This window comes from Streptomyces sp. NPDC088097 (assembly GCF_044741845.1).
Taxonomy (GTDB): Bacteria; Actinomycetota; Actinomycetes; order Streptomycetales; family Streptomycetaceae; genus Streptomyces.
In genome coordinates, this window is record NZ_JBIUTJ010000001.1 from 1,140,636 (window position 1) to 1,157,075 (window position 16,440).

Annotated in this window: 17 protein-coding genes; 8 read left to right on the top strand and 9 right to left on the bottom strand. The window is 74.8% G+C overall.

Going from position 1 to position 16,440, the window contains the following annotated elements:
- Nucleotides 1-16 precede the first annotated feature (16 nt).
- A complete protein-coding gene (locus tag ACIOD1_RS05205) occupies nucleotides 17-1,006 on the bottom strand; it encodes an aldo/keto reductase (RefSeq protein WP_365620314.1) in 990 nt (329 codons plus the stop codon).
- 58 nt (nucleotides 1,007-1,064) lie between these two features.
- Nucleotides 1,065-1,757 (bottom strand): GDSL-type esterase/lipase family protein, encoded by a 693-nt coding sequence (locus ACIOD1_RS05210; RefSeq protein WP_365620317.1) that lies wholly within the window; start codon nucleotides 1,755-1,757, stop codon nucleotides 1,065-1,067.
- Between the two features lie 76 nt (nucleotides 1,758-1,833).
- Here ACIOD1_RS05210 and ACIOD1_RS05215 point away from each other — a divergent pair, with 76 nt between their 5' ends.
- Nucleotides 1,834-2,904: a WD40 repeat domain-containing protein gene (locus ACIOD1_RS05215; RefSeq protein WP_401900200.1), complete on the top strand. Its 1,071-nt coding sequence runs from the start codon at nucleotides 1,834-1,836 to the stop codon at nucleotides 2,902-2,904.
- A 45-nt stretch (nucleotides 2,905-2,949) separates the two neighbouring features.
- Here the strand turns inward: ACIOD1_RS05215 and ACIOD1_RS05220 are convergent, their stop codons facing one another.
- The 4 genes from ACIOD1_RS05220 to ACIOD1_RS05235 form a co-directional block, all read right to left on the bottom strand.
- Nucleotides 2,950-4,500, bottom strand: coding sequence for an SPFH domain-containing protein (locus ACIOD1_RS05220; RefSeq protein ID WP_365620323.1), 1,551 nt, complete (start codon nucleotides 4,498-4,500; stop codon nucleotides 2,950-2,952).
- A gap of 83 nt (nucleotides 4,501-4,583) precedes the next feature.
- Nucleotides 4,584-4,976: a hypothetical protein gene (locus ACIOD1_RS05225; protein WP_401900202.1), complete on the bottom strand. Its 393-nt coding sequence runs from the start codon at nucleotides 4,974-4,976 to the stop codon at nucleotides 4,584-4,586.
- An 8-nt stretch (nucleotides 4,977-4,984) separates the two neighbouring features.
- A complete protein-coding gene (locus tag ACIOD1_RS05230; RefSeq protein WP_365620329.1) occupies nucleotides 4,985-5,230 on the bottom strand; it encodes a hypothetical protein in 246 nt (81 codons plus the stop codon).
- A gap of 150 nt (nucleotides 5,231-5,380) precedes the next feature.
- The gene (locus ACIOD1_RS05235; RefSeq protein ID WP_365620332.1) at nucleotides 5,381-6,304 is read right to left on the bottom strand and encodes a DUF3027 domain-containing protein; all 924 of its coding nucleotides are present in this window, start codon (nucleotides 6,302-6,304) and stop codon (nucleotides 5,381-5,383) included.
- A 358-nt stretch (nucleotides 6,305-6,662) separates the two neighbouring features.
- On the opposite strand from ACIOD1_RS05235, the gene ACIOD1_RS05240 reads away from it, so the two are divergent.
- The 4 genes from ACIOD1_RS05240 to ACIOD1_RS05255 all read left to right on the top strand — a co-directional run bounded on the left by ACIOD1_RS05240 (nucleotide 6,663) and on the right by ACIOD1_RS05255 (nucleotide 10,383).
- Nucleotides 6,663-8,033, top strand: a complete 1,371-nt coding sequence (locus tag ACIOD1_RS05240; protein WP_365620335.1) for an MFS transporter — start codon at nucleotides 6,663-6,665, stop codon at nucleotides 8,031-8,033.
- 281 nt (nucleotides 8,034-8,314) lie between these two features.
- Nucleotides 8,315-8,809 (top strand): DUF2771 domain-containing protein, encoded by a 495-nt coding sequence (locus ACIOD1_RS05245; protein ID WP_365620338.1) that lies wholly within the window; start codon nucleotides 8,315-8,317, stop codon nucleotides 8,807-8,809.
- A gap of 10 nt (nucleotides 8,810-8,819) precedes the next feature.
- Complete coding sequence (locus tag ACIOD1_RS05250) at nucleotides 8,820-9,545, top strand: futalosine hydrolase (RefSeq protein WP_401900206.1); 726 nt, start codon at nucleotides 8,820-8,822, stop codon at nucleotides 9,543-9,545.
- Nucleotides 9,532-10,383, top strand: coding sequence for a 1,4-dihydroxy-6-naphthoate synthase (locus ACIOD1_RS05255; RefSeq protein ID WP_401900208.1), 852 nt, complete (start codon nucleotides 9,532-9,534; stop codon nucleotides 10,381-10,383). The genes ACIOD1_RS05250 and ACIOD1_RS05255 overlap by 14 nt, the downstream gene beginning before the upstream one ends.
- 70 nt (nucleotides 10,384-10,453) lie before the next feature.
- Here ACIOD1_RS05255 and ACIOD1_RS05260 read toward each other — a convergent pair whose 3' ends face one another.
- On the bottom strand, nucleotides 10,454-10,837 hold the full coding sequence (locus ACIOD1_RS05260) for a cold-shock protein (RefSeq protein ID WP_365620347.1): 384 nt from the start codon (nucleotides 10,835-10,837) through the stop codon (nucleotides 10,454-10,456).
- A 178-nt stretch (nucleotides 10,838-11,015) separates the two neighbouring features.
- On the opposite strand from ACIOD1_RS05260, the gene ACIOD1_RS05265 reads away from it, so the two are divergent.
- Nucleotides 11,016-11,267 carry a hypothetical protein gene (locus ACIOD1_RS05265; RefSeq protein WP_365620350.1) on the top strand — a complete coding sequence of 84 codons (252 nt, stop codon included), beginning with the start codon at nucleotides 11,016-11,018 and terminating at the stop codon, nucleotides 11,265-11,267.
- 47 nt (nucleotides 11,268-11,314) lie between these two features.
- Here ACIOD1_RS05265 and ACIOD1_RS05270 read toward each other — a convergent pair whose 3' ends face one another.
- Together ACIOD1_RS05270 and ACIOD1_RS05275 are read right to left on the bottom strand one after the other, a co-directional pair.
- Entirely contained in the window at nucleotides 11,315-11,950 is a 636-nt protein-coding gene (locus ACIOD1_RS05270) for an HAD family hydrolase (RefSeq protein WP_365620352.1), read from the bottom strand.
- 65 nt (nucleotides 11,951-12,015) lie between these two features.
- A complete protein-coding gene (locus ACIOD1_RS05275) occupies nucleotides 12,016-13,104 on the bottom strand; it encodes a hypothetical protein (RefSeq protein ID WP_401900211.1) in 1,089 nt (362 codons plus the stop codon).
- Between the two features lie 86 nt (nucleotides 13,105-13,190).
- Between ACIOD1_RS05275 and ACIOD1_RS05280 the strand changes: the two genes are divergently transcribed.
- On the top strand, nucleotides 13,191-15,671 hold the full coding sequence (locus ACIOD1_RS05280; RefSeq protein WP_365620358.1) for a helicase C-terminal domain-containing protein: 2,481 nt from the start codon (nucleotides 13,191-13,193) through the stop codon (nucleotides 15,669-15,671).
- 72 nt (nucleotides 15,672-15,743) lie between these two features.
- Nucleotides 15,744-16,394, top strand: coding sequence for a DUF4291 domain-containing protein (locus ACIOD1_RS05285; protein ID WP_401900214.1), 651 nt, complete (start codon nucleotides 15,744-15,746; stop codon nucleotides 16,392-16,394).
- Nucleotides 16,395-16,440: the final 46 nt, after the last annotated feature.

Genomic DNA, 16,440 nt, shown 5'->3' on the forward strand with positions numbered 1-16,440 from the left:
GCGGGCACGGCCCGGTCTACCAGGCGAAGGCCTCCGGCGAGGCGCCCGGGCCGGGGAAGATCTCGTCGAGGGCGGCGAGCAGTTCCTCCGACAGTTCCAGCTCCAGCGCCCGCAGCGCGGAGGCGAGCTGCTCCGGCGTGCGCGGTCCGACGATGGGGCCGGTGACGCCGGGACGGCTCAGCAGCCACGCCAGGGCCACGTCGCCGGGCTCCAGGCCGTGCTTGTCGAGGAGGTCCTCGTACGCCTGCACCTGCGCCCGCACCGCGCTGTTGGCCAGCGCGTCCGCCGACCGGCCGGAGGCGGTGCGCCCCGACTCGGCGGACTTGCGGATCGCCCCGCCCAACAGCCCGCCGTGCAGCGGGGACCAGGGGATGACGCCCAGGCCGTACTCCTGCGCGGCCGGGATGACCTCCATCTCGGCGCGCCGCTCGGCGAGGTTGTAGAGGCACTGCTCGCTGACCAGGCCGAGCCGGCCGCCGCGCTTCGCGGTCTCGTTGGCCTGGGCGATCTTCCAGCCGGGGAAGTTGGAGGAGCCCGCGTAGAGGATCTTGCCCTGCTGGATCAGGACCTCGACGGCCTGCCAGATCTCCTCGAAGGGGGTCTGTCGGTCGACGTGGTGGAACTGGTAGACGTCGATGTGGTCGGTCTGGAGCCGCTTGAGGCTCGCGTCGACGGCCCGGCGGATGTTGAGCGCCGAGAGCCGGTCGTAGTTGGGCCACGGGTCGCCCTCGGCGGCCATGGAGCCGTAGACCTTGGTGGCGAGGACCGTCTTCTCGCGGCGCCCGCCGCCCTGCGCGAACCAGGTGCCGAGGATCTCCTCGGTGCGGCCCTTGTTCTCGCCCCACCCGTAGACGTTGGCGGTGTCGAAGAAGTTCAGGCCGGCGTCGAGGGCGCTGTCCATGATGCCGTGGCTGGTGGGTTCGTCTGTCTGGGGACCGAAGTTCATCGTGCCGAGAACGAGTCGGCTGACCTTGAGTCCCGTGCGTCCGAGCTGCGTGTACTTCATGGGCCCAAGCCAACTGCCTGGAGTGCGCTCGAAGCAAGACCCGGTCGTGACGGGCGTGTTACGCCTGCGGGGTGTGCCGGTAGGGGCCGCCGACGCCCCAGGCCTGGTGGAGGACGGCGGCGAACTCGCCGGCCAGGCGGTGTTCCCCGTCGGCGTTGGGGTGGGTGCCGTCGTAGGTGTCGCGGTGGATGTCGTACGCCTGCGGGCGGGCGGCGAGCAGGATCGGCGAGGTGGCGTCCGTCAGGTCGGCGACGGCCTTGGCGAGCAGTTCGTTGAAGCGGGCGACCTCCTCGGCGAAGGGTGCGTCCGACTCGGCGCGGACGTTCGGTATCACCGGCATCAGGACCATCCGCACGCCCGGACGGGCCCCTCGGGCGGCGGCGACGAAGCCGCGGAGGTTGGCGGCGGTCTGCTCGGCCTTCGTGTAGAAGCCGAGGTCGATCAGGCCGAGGGAGACGAGCAGTACGTCCGGTTCGGCGGCGCGGACGGCCGGCCCTATGAGGGGGGCCATGTGCTGCCAGCCCTCGCCCCAGCCGGCCAGGTGGCGGCGGGCGGGCGCGGGGAAGTCCGGGGCGGCGTAGGCCTCGCTGGTGGGAGTGTCCGTCGAGGTGTCGTAGAGCGCGGTGCGCGGGCCGACGATCTCGAAGGGGGCGCCGAGGGTGTCCTGGAGGTGGCGCCACATGCGGTAGCGCCAGGTCCAGTCGCCGGCGCGTCCGATGGTCATGGAGTCGCCGACGAACATGAAACGCATCCGGTCATCATCGCCGATCACCCGACAGGCACCCCTGTGATGCCGAACACGCGCATCGGGCCGGCAGGCTGGGGGAATGCGCCTGCTGCCCCGGTCGACCGTCCCGTCCGCCGCCCTCGCCACCGCCGTCGCGACCGTCGCCGCCGCGGTCGTGTGCGCCCTGCCGCTGTCGGCGGCGCCCGCCCTCGCGTCCGGGGCCCCCGGCGCGTCCGGCCCCTCCGGTTTCACCATCACCGACCCCCGCGTCACCGAGTCGAGCGGGCTCGCGGCGAGCCGGATCCACCCGGGCGTGTACTGGACGCACAACGACAGCGACGACGGCCCGTACGTGTACGGGGTGGACTCAGCGACCGGGAGGACCGTGGCCCGGGTGACCCTGACCGGGATCGGCAAGCCCCGCGACGTCGAGGCCATCTCGCTGGGCCCGGACGGGCAGTTGTACGTCGGGGACATCGGGGACAACCGCGACGGCACCTGGGACCACGTCTGGATCTACCGGTTCCCCGAGCCGAAGGAACTGCGCGACGCCACCGTCAAGGCAGAGCAGTTCACCGTCACGTACGAGGAAGGGCCGCGCAACGCCGAGGCGCTGATGGTCCATCCGGTGACGGGCCGGGTGTACATCGCGAGCAAGAACGAGACCAAGGGCGGACTATACGAGGGGCCCGAGCGGCTGTCGGCGGACGGGAAGAACGTCTTCCGGCGGGTCGGGGACGTGCCGTGGGTGACGGACGGGGCCTTCTCCCCCGACGGGAACCGGCTGACCCTGCGCGGGTACTTCACCGCCCGCAGCTATCCGTGGAAGGACGGCCGCACCGAGGGCGCGGGCGAGAGCGTCGGCGCGCCCTGGCAGGGCCAGGCGGAGTCGGTGACCTACACCCCGGACGGCAAGACCCTGATGTTCGGGGCGGAGGGCGCGAACAGCAAGGTCGTGGCCGTCCCCGTGGCCCCCGCCCCCGGCGGCGCGGCCACCCCGCCCGCCTCGCCCGCCCCGGCCGGGGGCCGTTCGGCCGCCCCGGGAGCCTCCGGCGACCCGGCGGACGGCGGGGCCGCCGGCGGGTACGGCAAGGGGGTCCTCGTCCTGGCGGCGGGCACGGCCGTGGTCCTCGCGGGCAAACGGCTGCTCGGGCGACGTCCCAAGGCGTGAGCGGCCCTCCGGCGCCGCGCCCGCGGGCGGCGGGCGGCGGGCGGCCTACGCCTGGTCGTCGATCGGGATCCGTCCCGTTCCCGGACGCGGGTCCCTGCCGTTCACGGGCGTGACGGCGGAGGTCCTCGGGTCCGGGTCCCCTCCCCCGGGCGCCGCTGACCCCGGGGCCTGTTGGGCCATCGAGGCCAGCATCTGGCGGGCCATCCCGAGTCCCGCCCCGCCCATGGTCAGGGCCTTCGCGAACACCTCCGACATGCCCTCGGCGCCGTTCAGCAGCACCATGTGCTCGACGTTGCCGAAGGCGCCCGCGCCCGCCTCCACGATCGCCGGCCAGTTCTCGGCGAGCTGCTGCGCGACGACCGCCTCCTGGTTCTCCGCCAGCGCGGCGGCCCGCGCCTTGATCGACTCGGCTTCGGCGAGGCCCTTGGCCTTGGCCGCCTCCGCCGTCGCGAGGCCGTTCGCCCGCGCCGACTCCGCCTGCGCGAGCCCCTTGGCCTGGGTGGCGGCGGCCTCGGCCTCACCGCTCGCCCGGGTCGCGGTGGCGGCGGCGAGGCCGCGCGCCTCGGTCGCCTGGGCCTCGGCCGCCGCGGCCGTCCTGACCCGGGTGGCCTCGGCCGCCGCCGCCAGCTCGGTCTCCTTGGCCTTGGCCTGGGCCGCCGAGATGCGTGCGTCGCGCTCCGCCTCGGCGAGGGTCCTCGTCTGGTAGGCGGCCGCGTCCGCGGGCTTGCGCACGTCGGCCTGGAGCTGCTGCTCGCGCCGGTGCGCCTCCAGCTCCGCGACCCGGGTCTCCTGCACGACGACCTCCTGGCGGGCGGCGGCCTCCGACAGCGGGCCCGCCTGACGGGCGGTCGCGGCGGCCTTGTCCCGTTCGGCCTGGTAGCCGGCCTGGAGGATCTCGCTGTCCCGGGTGGCCTCCGACATCCGGGCGAAGGCGGCCTGTTCGGCCTCGGTCGCCAACCGGTTGGCCTCGGCCTGCGCGATGCGCGCGTCACGCTGGACGGCGGCCGCGTGCGGCATCGCCAGGTTCTTGATGTAGCCGGTCGGGTCCTCGATCTCGTGGATCTGGAGCGAGTCGACGATCAGACCGAGCTTCTCCATCTCGGTCCCGCAGGCCATCCGGGTCTGCCCGGTCAGCTTCTCCCTGTCGCGGATCATGTCCTCGACCGTCAGTCCGCCCACGATGGACCGCAGATGGCCGGCGAAGACGATGTGCACCCGCTCCGGCATCATCTTCTGCTGGTCCAGGAACCGGCGGGCCGCGTTCGCGATGGACACGAAGTCGTCGCCGATCTTGAAGATGACCACGCCCTTCACCCGCAGCGGGATGCCCTGGTGGGTGACGCAGTCCACGTTCAACTGGGTCTCGTTGAGGTCCAGCGACAACTTGCGCACCGCCTGCACCCCGGGCAGGACCATCGTCCCGCGCCCGGTGACGATGCGGAACCCCATGCCCTCGCCGATGCCCTCGGTCTTGTGCGCGGAGCCGGAGATGACGAGCGCCTCGTTCGGTTCGGCCACCCGCCACATGAGTTTGAACAGCCCGATCAGGGCCACGACTGCTGCGAGAACGAGTCCCGCCACGACGCCGACGGTCATCAGCAACGCCCCCTTAGCGCGGTGCCGTTCGACACCGACGAGGGGATTCTGCGCCTGCCGGGGTCACCGGAGAAGCGGCCGGATCATTCTTGTCGCCATCTTGATACGGAGGCCGACACGTCCCATCCGTCGACGTCCCGGCCGTGCCGGTCCTCGGGGTCCCAACCGTCCTCCAGCAACCGGTCCACCACGGCTCTGGCGGTGCCCGGTTCGTGCAGGTTCACGGCGACGCGCTCGCCCGGGGGGACCGCGCCGGCCGCCCCGGGCACCCAGCCGACTCCGGGCAGGATCCGACCCCGGCCCCAGGGGAAGACCACGCGCAGCCGGCCGCCGTGCGGGGGCAGCCGTAGATTGAGCGTGTCGTGGCAGGTCAGGGACCCGTCGGGATTCCGGACGTGGTGGACGTGGCGGACCGACCAGTGGAAGGTCCGGCCCTCGACGACCAACCGGCGGACCGCGTGGTCGGGGCGCGCCATCCCGCTCCCTATCCCCCGAGGCCGTCGTAGGCGGCCATCACGTAGACCGTGCGCGGGGGCAGGTGCTCGACCACCGTCACCACCGTGCCCACCGCGATCCGGCCCTCGCCGGGCGCCGGGTGGGCGAGGAAGTGCTCGGCGCCACCCCGGATGCGGACGATGACCTCGCCGACCAGGCCGGGCCCGACCGTCCCGGTGACCCGCCCCGTCATCCCCACCATGTCCGTGCCCGCGTACCCGTCCGTGTCCCCCATGCGGGGAGCCTACGCGGCGGACGGCGGGCCGTGGAGGGCTCTGCGGAGGTCCGCGTCCGATCCGGCGGATCAGGCCCGGAGCGGCGCCACCGCCCTGACCGACCCGTCCGGGCCCCCGTCCGTCCGGGCGGCGCCCGGACGGGTGGGGCGTCAGCTGTGGCCGAGGTCCGCCGAGTCGAGGTCGGTCGCCGGGACCGAGCCCGTGTCGGCGGTCGGGCGGAGCGGGAACTCGTCCGTCGCCATCGAGTCGAGCACCGGCAGCGCCGGCTTCGGCGGCTTCGGGACGACCGCGGCCTCCGAGTGGCCGCCGCACCCGTACGAGAGGGACACGAGGCGCCCGTCGGCCGGGCCGAACTCGTTCGCGCAGATCCCGAAGGCCTGCCCCAGGGAGCCGCCGATCGCGACGAGGAACCCGCACGACACGCAGGACGCGGGCGCGGCCTGCGCCATCGGGGTCTTGGCGCCGAAGGACTCGTCCCAGCGGTCGGCCGCGCTGTGCAGGCCGTAGCGGGAGAGCACGCGCGTGCGGCGCATGCCCAGTTCCTCGGCGACGGAGGCGATGGAGCCGCGCTCGGGGACGACGACCCGGTCGGTGACGACCGCGTCCTCCGCCTCGACGAGCCGGCCCATCTCCTGCGAGACCACCGAGTTCGGCGGCGGGGCGTCCTCGCCGGACCAGCCCGGCTCCAGTCGCAGGTCGTCGGCGTCCGTCGGCAGCAGGTCGCCCGGACCCATGTCGCCCGGCCGCAGCCGCTCGCTCCACGGCACCCACTCGGGGGCGAGGAGGGCGTCGTCGCCGGGGAGCAGCACCGTTTCGTCGAGGGTGATGTTCTTCGCGCGGGAGGCGCGGGTCACCGTGACGGCCCAGCGCCAGCCGCGGTAGCCGGGTTCCCGGCACTCGAAGAAGTGGGTGACGACTCTGTCGCCCTCCGCCACTACGGAGAGGTGCTCGCCCACCAGGTTGGGGAAGGCGGCCTCCTCGGCCGCCGAGCGGGCGAGGTCCACCGCCTCGGCGCACAGCCGATCGGGGGCAGGGGTACGCGGGGTACGGCTTCGCGTCGTCGCAGCACTCACAGGTCTCGTTCTCTCCTACGCCGTCTCACGAGTGCGCCGTCCGTACTGTCGTCCACAACGACCCGTCGGTGTCATCCGTACGTAGCGCGGGCGGAGCGGACCAGAGGGCCGCGTCGACGTCCGCGCCCCGATCGGCCTCGGGCGCACCCCACTGCGATCCATTCTGCGGGATCGCGAAGAGGCGCGCGGCCAAGAGCAACCGCCGGTGGCGCGCTACGCACGCTACCTCCTTCGAAGCCTTCGTCCCACATGCGAGGTCCGATTCGCGGACAACAGGAGGGCAACCGGCGGACACGGCGGCCCGTCGGCGGCAGGTGCGACACGCCGGGAGGGGTCCCCGCGAGCCGTGTGGGGCACTATGGGCCACGTGGCTCCCGCACGGTCGTCCGCAGACGGCTCGGGACCGGCCAGGCGGGCCGGCCGGGCTGTCGGGCGCGCCCTGCACCTCCCTTTCACCGGTACGGCGCGCGGGATCCGGCGGGCGACGCACGCGCACGGCGCGGGCGAGTCGGGCCTCGGGCGGCTCATCGAGCTGCACGCGATCAACGGCGCCGGCGACGTGATGATCACGGTGGCATTGGCCTCGACGGTGTTCTTCTCGGTCCCCACGGACGAGGCGCGCGGCCGGGTGGCCCTCTACCTGGCGATCACGATGGCCCCCTTCACGGTGCTGGCCCCGGTCATCGGACCGTTGCTGGACCGGCTGCCGCACGGGCGGCGGGCGGCGATGGCCTGCGCGATGTTGGCGCGGGCGTTGTTGGCGCTGATGATGTCGGGCGCGGTGGCCACGGGCGGGTTGGAGCTGTATCCGGCGGCCCTGGGCGTGCTGGTCGCGTCGAAGGCGTACGGGGTGGTGCGCAGCGCGGTGGTGCCCAGACTCCTGCCGCCGACGTTCTCACTCGTCAAGGCGAACTCCCGGGTGACGCTGGCCGGGCTCCTCGCGACGGGCGCGGCGGCGCCGGTGGGGGCGGGGTTGCAGACGATCGGGCCGCCGTGGCCGCTCTACGGGGCCTGCGCGATCTTCGTGTGGGGGACGGTCGCGGCGTTCCAGTTGCCGCCGAAGGTGGACGAGGCCAAGGGCGAGCGCCGGGCGCGGCTGTCCACCCACGAGGCGCACTCGAAGCGGCCGGGGCTGCGGACGGTGAGCCGGCCGGTGCTGTGCGGGCTGTTGGCGAACGCGGCCATGCGGGGGCTTTCGGGGTTCCTGATCTTCTTCCTGGCGTTCCTGCTGCGGGAGCATCCGTTGGGCGGGCAGAGCGCGGCGGTGTCGCTGGGGATCGTGGGGGTCACGGCGGGCGTCGGGAACGCGTGCGGGACGGCGGTGGGGGCGTGGCTGCGGGCGCGGGCGCCGGAGGCGATCGTCGCGGCGGTGCTGTCGGTGACGCTCGGCGTGGCGATCCTGTCGGCGGTGTTGTTCAGCGGGCTGTTCGTGGCGGTGCTGGCCGGGACGGCGGGATTCTGCCAGGCCCTCGCGAAGCTGTCGCTGGACGCGATGATCCAGCGGGACGTGCCGGAGGCGGTGCGGACGTCGGCGTTCGCCCGCTCGGAGACGTTGCTCCAGGTGGCGTGGGTGTTGGGGGGCGCGATCGGGATCGCGCTGCCGTTGAACGGGGTGCTGGGCATGGCGGTCGCCTCGGGCATGGTGGCCCTGGGCACCCTGGTCGCCGTCCGCGGCCTCCTGTCCACCCGCCGCGACCACCCCGGCCACCCCCAAGCCCACCCGGCCTGACCCACATCCAGCCCCGCAGGCGCACACCCAGCCCCGCCGGCGCACACCCAGCCCCGCCGCGCGCATCCAGCCCCGCCGGCGCTTGAGGCGCACACCCAGCCCCGCCGGCGCTTGAGGCGCGGGGTCCGGGGCGGAGCCCCGGGAGGCCCGGGCGCGGCCCAACCGCCCGGAGCCACCCCGCGGCGGCGCCGCACCCCACCCCCGCCCCGCCCGGGAGGGCAGCGACGTGGCCGAGGACCCCCTGCCACGGGCGGAGCGGGTCGCCCGATAGCCTTCGGCTCATGACCGCACCGCTTTTCCCGGGTAGGGCCCGCCGCAGCGTCGCGGCCCTCGGAGCCGTGTCCGCCGGCCTCCTCCTCCTGTCCGCCTGCGACAAGCCGACGCCCCTCGCGACGGTGACCGTCGGCACCTCCACGGTGTCCGCCGAGTCCCAATGCCACGGCGACGGCTCCAAGGACCTCGCCATGGACCGCGTCCAGGAGTGCCTGACGGGCCTCAAGGACGCCAAGACCATCGTGTACGGCCGCGGCGACACCCTGCGCCTGGGTGTCGAGCCGGAGGTCGTCGCGGACGGCAAGAAGTGGCAGGCGGTCCTCGACGGGCAGCCGATCACCGAGCCCTCGTCGAACACCTACCGCAGCTTCCAGGGCGCCGACGTCTTCGCGACCGGCGGTCAGGGCGAGGCCCCCGCCTCGAAGATGCTCGGCTTCGTCCAGGTGGGCAAGGACGGCAAGCCGCTCTCCGTCTGGTCGTTCAAGCTGAAGCTCAAGGACTAGTACCCCACCCATGCGCGCGCTCGTCGTGACGGCGGTGGCCGCGGAGGCCGACTCCGTGGCCACCGGTCTGACCCCTCATCCGGATCCGGTCACGCCCGAGCCGCGCACCCTGCGCGGCGGGTACCTCATCACCCGTCGAGACCTGCCCGGCCTCGCCGTCGACGTAATGGTCGGCGGTGTCGGACCGGCGGCGGCCGCCGCCGCCACGGCCACCGCGCTCGCGCTGGCCGACTATTCCCTCGTCGTGTCCGCCGGCATCGGCGGCGGGTTCGCGCCCGCCGCCCCGCCCGGATCCCTCGTGGTCGCCGACGCGCTCGTCGCCGCCGACCTGGGGGCGGAGACCCCCGACGGTTTCCTCCCGGTGGACGCGCTGGGCTTCGGCCGGTCCACGCACCTGCCGCCGCCCGAGCTGGCCGCCCGCGCCGCCGAGGCCACGGGGGCGCTCCTGGCTCCCGTCCTGACCGTGTCGACCGTCACCGGCAGCGCCTCCCGCGCCGCCGAGCTGGCCGCCCGTCATCCGATGGCCGGGGCCGAGGCCATGGAGGGCTTCGGGGTGGCGGAGGCCGCCGCCGCCTACGGGCTGCCGGTCCTGGAGGTCCGGGCGGTGTCCAACGCGGTCGGACCGCGTGACCGGGACGCCTGGCGGATCGGGGAGGCGCTGGCCGCCCTGAGCGCCGGATTCCGCGCCCTGGGACCCGTACTCGTGAATTGGGGAGAACGCCATGAGCACCGCTGAACCGCTCAAGATCGCCTACTCGCCCTGCCCGAACGACACCTTCGTCTTCGACGCCTGGGCGCACGGCCGGGTCCCGGGCGCGCCCGACCTGGACGTCACCTTCGCCGACATCGACGTCACCAACGGCATGGCCGAGCGCGGCGAGCTGGACGTGCTGAAGGTGTCGTACGCCGTGCTGCCCTGGGTGTTGGAGGAGTACGCGCTGCTGCCCTGCGGCGGGGCCCTGGGTCGTGGGTGCGGGCCGCTGGTGCTCTCGCGCGAGCCCGGTCTCGACCTGACCGGCCGCACGGTCGCCGTGCCGAGCGAACGCTCCACGGCCTACCTGCTGTTCCGGCTGTGGGCGGCGGACGTGCTGCCGGCGGGCGTCGGCAAGGTCGTGGTGCTGCCGTTCCACGAGATCATGCCGGCGGTCCGCGACGGTCGCGTGGACGCCGGACTGGTCATCCACGAGGCCCGGTTCACCTACCGGGACTACGGGCTCCACTGCCTCGCCGACATGGGCGAGCACTGGGAGTCCACCACCGGCCTGCCCATCCCGTTGGGCGCGATCATCGCGAGGCGCTCGCTGGGCACGGACGCGCTGCGCGTGCTCGCCGAGTCGGCCCGCGCGTCGGTGCGGATGGCGTGGGAGGACCCGCAGGCCTCGCGGCCGTACGTCCGCGCCCACGCGCAGGAGCTGGACCCGGCGGTCGCCGACCAGCACATCGGGCTGTATGTCAACGAGTTCACCGCCGACCTCGGCGAGGCCGGCTACGCGGCCGTCCGCGGGCTCCTGACCAGGGCCGCGGCCGAGGGACTGGTTCCGGCCATCGCCGCCGGCGCCCTCGACTTCCCCTGACCTCGTCCGGACGCGCCGGTGCCCCGCCGCTCTCGTCGAGGGGCGGGGCACCGGGGACGCGCGGGGAGGATCAGACGTCGAGCTGGTCGGCGACCGCGCGGAGCATGTCGCCGATCTTCGAGCCGTGCGCCTTGTCCGGGTAGCGACCGCGCTCCAGTTGCTGGGTGACGTTCTCCAACAGGGTCGTCAGGTCCTGCACGATCGAGGCCAGCTCGTCGGGCTTGCGGCGCTGAGCCGCCGCGACGGAGGGCGCGGGATCCAGGACGATCACCGAAAGTGCCTGGTCACCGCGTTGGCCCGCGACGACACCGAACTCGACGCGCTGGCCGGGCTTGAGCGCGTCGACGCCGTCGGGGAGTACCGACGAATGCACGAAGACGTCGCCGCCGTCGTCGCGGGAGAGGAAGCCGAAGCCCTTCTCGCTGTTGAACCACTTGACCTTGCCGGTGGGCACGTCCGTCCTCTGTCCTTGTGCTCGTCGGGTCCGGTCGGCCGGTGCGAACCGGCTCCGGATAGCAGTGCGGCGGGTCCTTCGACCCGGCTCCTCCAGGCTAGTGGTCCAGAAACGGGTGACAAGTCGTTCCCCGGTCCTTCCCGGTTCACCGCTTCGGCCAGGGAACTACCCTGGTGGGGTGACTGTTACTCCTCATCAAGACGAAGCGCGGCCCGGCGACGGACTCGTCAAGGCGGGCGGCATCGTGTTCGCCCTCGGCGCCGTGGCCACCCTCGCCACCATGGCTCCGCTGTTCCTGGACACCGACCCGTTCCCGTCGTACGCGTGGGCCGTGTGCATGCTCATGGGCGTCGGTTTCGCCCTCTCGGCGGCGGGCGTGCTGCGCTCGGCCGCCGCGCAGCGCAGGGCGGCCCGCGCCTCGCAGGCCTGAGGTCGGGGTCGGGTCGCGCGGGCCTGAGGGCCGCGGCGCGCGCTCCGCTATGCCGCGCGCGCGGCCACGTACGCCTCCAGCCACGCGGGCAGCGCGGTGAGGTCGGCCAGCACCACGTCGGCGCCGGCCGCGCGCAGTTCGGGCTCCGGGCACGGGCCGGTCGGCACGACGACCGACAGCGCGCCGGCCGTCCGCGCGCCCCGTACGTCGCCCACGTGGTCGCCCACGTACACCTGCGCGCCGTACTCGCGCAGCGCGCCCGCCTTGGCCTCCGCCCACAGCCAGCCGACGACGGCGTCCGGTTCGATGCCCAAGTGCGCGAGGTGGAGGCGGGCGTTCGGCTCGTGCTTGGCCGTGACGACGATCGCGCGGCCCCCGAGGGCCCGGACGGCCTCGACGGCCTCGCGGGCTCCGGGCATCGCCTCGGTCGGCTCGATGGCGTATGTGGGATAGATCTCCCGGTAGCGGACCGTCATGGCCGCGATCTCCGCCTCGGGGAACCAGTACGCGAGCTCTTCCTCCAGCGGCGGACCGAGCCGGGTGACCGCCTCGTCGGCATCGATGAACGTGCCCGTCTCGGCGGAAAGGGCCTGGTAGGTGGCCCTGATCCCGGGACGCGAGTCGATCAGGGTCATGTCGAGGTCGAAGCCGACGGTCAGCTGGGCGGTGGTCTGGGAGCTCATGCCCTCCATTGTGGCGGGGCCCCGGGGCGGTGCAGGGCCGGGGGGAACGTGCCGCCCGCCGGGGGCTACCGGCGGGCGCGCCAGGCCAGGTACGCGGCCGTCGTCAGGGCGGCCACCCGGGCCAGCAGGGGCCACATGTCCTGGAAGGCGCCGCCCAGTGCCTCGGCGGCCAGCGCCTCGCCCCAGCGACCGTTGCGCCGCCCCCACAGCCACACCACCGCCCCCGCGAGGACCGTGGCCGGCACCCCGAGGAGGACCCACTTGCGCTCGGCGGGACCGAGCACGCGCGAGGCGTAGGCCAGCAGCCAGCCGGCCCCGAGCAGCAGCCAGTAGCCGCTGATCGAGCCCGCCACCAGCAGCAATGCCGCCAGGGTGAGGAAGACGTGGAGGCGCCGCCGGACGGCCGGCGCCGGGGCCGGGGCCTCCGGGACGACGGCCGCCGCCTTGCGGCGCTCGCGCAGGAGCCGTACGAGCCGCCGCGCCCGGGCGCCCCGGGGCGGCCGGTCGGGGTCGGCGCCCGGGTCCGGGCCCGACGCCTTCTCCTTGTCCGTCCGCGTCCGCGTCCCCGGCTCCGTCTCCGTCCCCGTCTCCGGATCGGCTTCGGGGTCCCGTCGCGGGTCGCGCTCCTTGAAGAGGTCCGGGATCTCGATGCCGCCCGCGAACCCCTCCACCTGCGGCCCCGCCCCGGTCGCGCCGAGCCGCCACCAGTCGGGCTCCTCGCCGCCACCGGGGCCGAGTTCGTCGAGCCCGGCCAGGTGCGGCGGCACGTTCTCCGGCTCCCGCTCTCGTTCCCGTTCTCGTTCCCGCTCTCGTTCCCGCGCCGCAGGCCTCCGCCGCAGTCCGCCGGCGCGCTGCTCCGGCACGGCGGAGGGCGCCGCCGGCGGCGGCGCGGTGGCGGTGGGGGCCGTGGGGGCCGTGGGGGCCGACAGCGTGCCGAGGGTGTCGAGGACCTCCTCCGGCGTCCCGATCCGCTCCAGGATGCGCCGGACGGCCGCCGGGGTCTCCGGTTCGTACTTGGCGCGCCGACGGTCGATCTCGTCCCGCAGCCCCGACACGAGCCGCATGCGGTCCCCCGAGGACAGCTGCCTGCGCTGGGCCAAGTCCCCGACCCGGCTCAGATATTCGTAGACCAGATGGTCGCTCTCGATTGCCACGCCCCGGCTCCTCCCGACCCGCCTGACCCGAAGGTAGCGCGTGCGCCCGTGGAGCGGCCGTCGGCGCAGCGGATACCGTTGACCGGATGGGGATCGGCGGACGAACCGGCCGACGTGACCAGGAGGCGACCACCGTGCCCGAGGCAAGCACCGCCGCCGCGACCGTAGCGGCGAATCCCCCGCGCTCCCTCGCCGAGGCGCTGCGGGCCCGCGACGACGTCGGCCTCGCCGCCCTGCTGCACGCGCGCCCGGACCTCCTCGGGCCCGTCCCCGGCGACATCACGCAGCTGGCGACCCGCGCCGGGACCCGCGCCTCGGTGGTGCGCGCCCTGGACCGACTGGACCGGTTCGCGCTCCAGACGGCCGAGGCCCTCGCGGTGGCCCCGGAGCCGTGCCCGTACCCGGTGCTGGAGTCGCTGCTGACGGGCGGTGAGGACGAGGCGGCCCGCGCCGCGCTGCCCCGCGCGCTCGGCACCCTGCGCGACCAGGCCCTGGTGTGGGGGGACGAGGAGCGGCTGCGGCTGGTCCGCACCGCCCGCGAGCTGCTGGCCCCCTCGGCGCAGCGGCCCTCCCCGACGGGCCTGGGCCCGACCGTCGCCGAGGCTACCGCCGGGATGTCCCCGACCCGGATCCAGGAGATCGTCACGGCGGCCGGGCTGCCCGGGACCCACGATCCGGTGTCGGCGGTGGCCGCGCTGACCGGGCTGTTCACCGACCCGGAGCGGATGTCGGCGCTGCTGGACGAGGCCCCCGCGGAGGCCCACCAGGTGCTCGGGCGGCTGGTGTGGGGGCCGCCGTACGGGGAGGTGACCCCGAACCCGACGCCGCCGGTGCGCTGGTTGCGCGACCGGGGGCTGTTGTTGCCGGCCTCGGCGCGGACGGTCCTGCTGCCCCGCGAGGTGGCCCTGCACCTGCGCGGCGGGTTCGCGCACCGGCGGACGGCCCCGCTCGCGCCGCAGGTCGGCACGCACCGCGAGCACCGTCCACAGCTTGTGGACGCGAACGCCGCCGGGCAGGCCCTGGCCGCGCTGTCCACCCTGGAGGAGCTGGTCAAGTCCTGGGAGCACACCGGTCCGGCCGTGCTGCGGGCGGGCGGTCTGGCCGTACGGGACCTCAAGCGGGCCGCGACCACCCTGGACACCACCGAGCAGCAGGCGGCGTTCTGGGTGGAACTGGCCTACGCGGCCGGGCTGGTGGCCAGTGACGGGGAGGCCGACGAGCGGTACGCGCCCACCCCCGCCTTCGACGCCTGGTGCGAACTCCCGCCCGCCGAGCGGTGGTCGGTGCCGGCCGCGGCCTGGCTGGCGGCCACCCGCACGGCCGGGCTGATCGGCGAGCAGGACGCCAAGGGCCGCACCCTGTCGGCGCTGGGCTCGGACCTGGACCGGTCCGCCGCGCCCGAGGTGCGCCGCCGGGTCCTGGACCTGCTGGCGGAGCTGCCCGAGGGCGCCTCCCCCGATCCGGACGCGCTGCTGGACCGGCTCGCGTGGGAGCGGCCCGTACGCGGGACGAGCGATCTGCGCGCCCGCCTCGCGCACTGGACCCTGAACGACGCCGAGGTGCTGGGCGTCACCGGCCGGGGCGCGCTCAGCGTCTTCGGGCGGGCCCTGTTGGAGCACCGTGATCCGGCGCCGCTGCTGGCCCCGTTGCTGCCGGAGCCGGTGGACCACGTCCTGCTCCAGGCCGACCTGACGGCGGTGGCCCCCGGGCCGCTGCGCCGGCCGCTCGGCGACACCCTGGCGGTGCTCGCGAACATCGAGTCCAAGGGCGGGGCGACGGTGTACCGCTTCACGCCCGGGTCGGTGCGCCGGGCCCTGGACGCCGGGCACACCGCTGTCGACCTGCACGCCTTCCTCGCCGAGCACAGCCGGACCCCGGTGCCGCAGCCGCTGTCGTACCTGATCGACGACGTGGCCCGGCGGCACGGGCACCTGCGCGTCGGGGCGGCCTCCTCGTACGTGCGCTGCGACGACGACGCGATGCTGGGCGAGATCCTCGCCGACAAGCGGTCCGCCGGGCTGGGGCTGCGCCGCATCGCGCCGACCGTGCTCGCGGCGCAGGCCGAACCGAGGGCGCTGCTCGACGGGTTGCGGGGGATGGGCTACGCCCCGGCCGCGGAGTCCCGTACCGGCGACGTGCTGCTGGCGCGGGCCGACGCGCACCGCACCCCGCCCCGTTCGGCGCCGGCCCCCGTCCCGGACGGGCCTCCGGTGCCGGACGCGACGCTGCTCGGCGCGGCGGTACGGGCGATCCGCGCGGGCGACCTCGCGGCGACGGCGGTCCGCAAGGAACCCGCGCCCTCCGGCGGCGTCGCCCCGGCCCCGGGCGCCCTCCCGCGCACGAGCGCGGCGGAGACCCTGGCGACGGTGCAGGCGGCGGCGCTGACCGGGTCGGCGGTGTGGATCGGGTACGTGAACGCGGAGGGCGCGGCGAGCCAGCGCGTCCTGGCCCCGGTGCGGGTGGAGGGCGGCTTCGTCACCGGCTACGACCACACGGCGGACGAGGTGCGCACGTACGCGCTGCACCGGATCACGGGAGTGGCGGAGTTGGCGGAGGACCAGGTCTGAAGGGTCCGCGCACGCACGCCCGGCGGCGAAAACGATTCGCCGGCCGGCGGGCGGCTGTCGCATCCTGACCGGATGCCCGCCCCGCACGACTCCACCCCGACCGCTGCCTCCGCCCCGGCCACCCCCCGCGCCCCGGCCGCCGAGCCCGTCCACCGGATCCGCGCGGCCCACACCGCCGACACCGTCACGGTGTACCAGGCGTACGCTCCCCGGATCGGCATGCCGGCGGCCCGCGACGGCCGTTTCCCGCCCGCGTGGAAGCGGGAGCGGATGACCTGGATCAAGCCCTCGTTCCTGTGGATGATGTACCGCTGCGGCTGGGCCGCCAAGGCCGATCAGGAGACGGTCCTGGCCGTCGAGATCACCCGCGCCGGCTTCGACCGCGCCCTGGCCGGGGCCTGCCTGTCGCACTACGTCCGGGGCGTGCACGCGGACCACGCCGCCTGGAAGGACGCCCTGGCCGCGTCGGCGGCGCGGGTGCAGTGGGACCCGGAGCGCGACCTGCACCTGAACCCGCTGGCCCACCGCTCCCTCCAGCTGGGCCTGTCGGGGCCCCTCTCCCGGGCCTACGCGGACGAGTGGACGGTCTCCGTCCGCGACGTGACCCCCCTGGCCCGGGAGGTCCACGCCCTGGTCCGCGCCGGCGAGGACACGGCCGCCCGCGCCCTGCTGCCGGTGGAGACCCCCTACCCGACGGGCCCACTGCCCCACCTCGGCGCGTAGCCGACCCGCTCCGGTGGCGGTCGGCGGCCCCGCTCCCCGCGCGGCA

Bases quoted from the DNA above. Each gene is read 5' to 3' on its own strand.
- ACIOD1_RS05205 (WP_365620314.1), bottom strand. From the start codon at position 1,006: ATGAAGTACACGCAGCTCGGACGCACGGGACTCAAGGTCAGCCGACTC.
- ACIOD1_RS05210 (WP_365620317.1), bottom strand. From the start codon at position 1,757: ATGCGTTTCATGTTCGTCGGCGACTCCATGACCATCGGACGCGCCGGC.
- ACIOD1_RS05215 (WP_401900200.1), top strand. From the start codon at position 1,834: ATGCGCCTGCTGCCCCGGTCGACCGTCCCGTCCGCCGCCCTCGCCACC.
- ACIOD1_RS05220 (WP_365620323.1), bottom strand. From the start codon at position 4,500: ATGACCGTCGGCGTCGTGGCGGGACTCGTTCTCGCAGCAGTCGTGGCC.
- ACIOD1_RS05225 (WP_401900202.1), bottom strand. From the start codon at position 4,976: ATGGCGCGCCCCGACCACGCGGTCCGCCGGTTGGTCGTCGAGGGCCGG.
- ACIOD1_RS05230 (WP_365620329.1), bottom strand. From the start codon at position 5,230: ATGGGGGACACGGACGGGTACGCGGGCACGGACATGGTGGGGATGACG.
- ACIOD1_RS05240 (WP_365620335.1), top strand. From the start codon at position 6,663: ATGGGCCACGTGGCTCCCGCACGGTCGTCCGCAGACGGCTCGGGACCG.
- ACIOD1_RS05245 (WP_365620338.1), top strand. From the start codon at position 8,315: ATGACCGCACCGCTTTTCCCGGGTAGGGCCCGCCGCAGCGTCGCGGCC.
- ACIOD1_RS05250 (WP_401900206.1), top strand. From the start codon at position 8,820: ATGCGCGCGCTCGTCGTGACGGCGGTGGCCGCGGAGGCCGACTCCGTG.
- ACIOD1_RS05255 (WP_401900208.1), top strand. From the start codon at position 9,532: ATGAGCACCGCTGAACCGCTCAAGATCGCCTACTCGCCCTGCCCGAAC.
- ACIOD1_RS05270 (WP_365620352.1), bottom strand. From the start codon at position 11,950: ATGAGCTCCCAGACCACCGCCCAGCTGACCGTCGGCTTCGACCTCGAC.
- ACIOD1_RS05280 (WP_365620358.1), top strand. From the start codon at position 13,191: ATGGGGATCGGCGGACGAACCGGCCGACGTGACCAGGAGGCGACCACC.
- ACIOD1_RS05285 (WP_401900214.1), top strand. From the start codon at position 15,744: ATGCCCGCCCCGCACGACTCCACCCCGACCGCTGCCTCCGCCCCGGCC.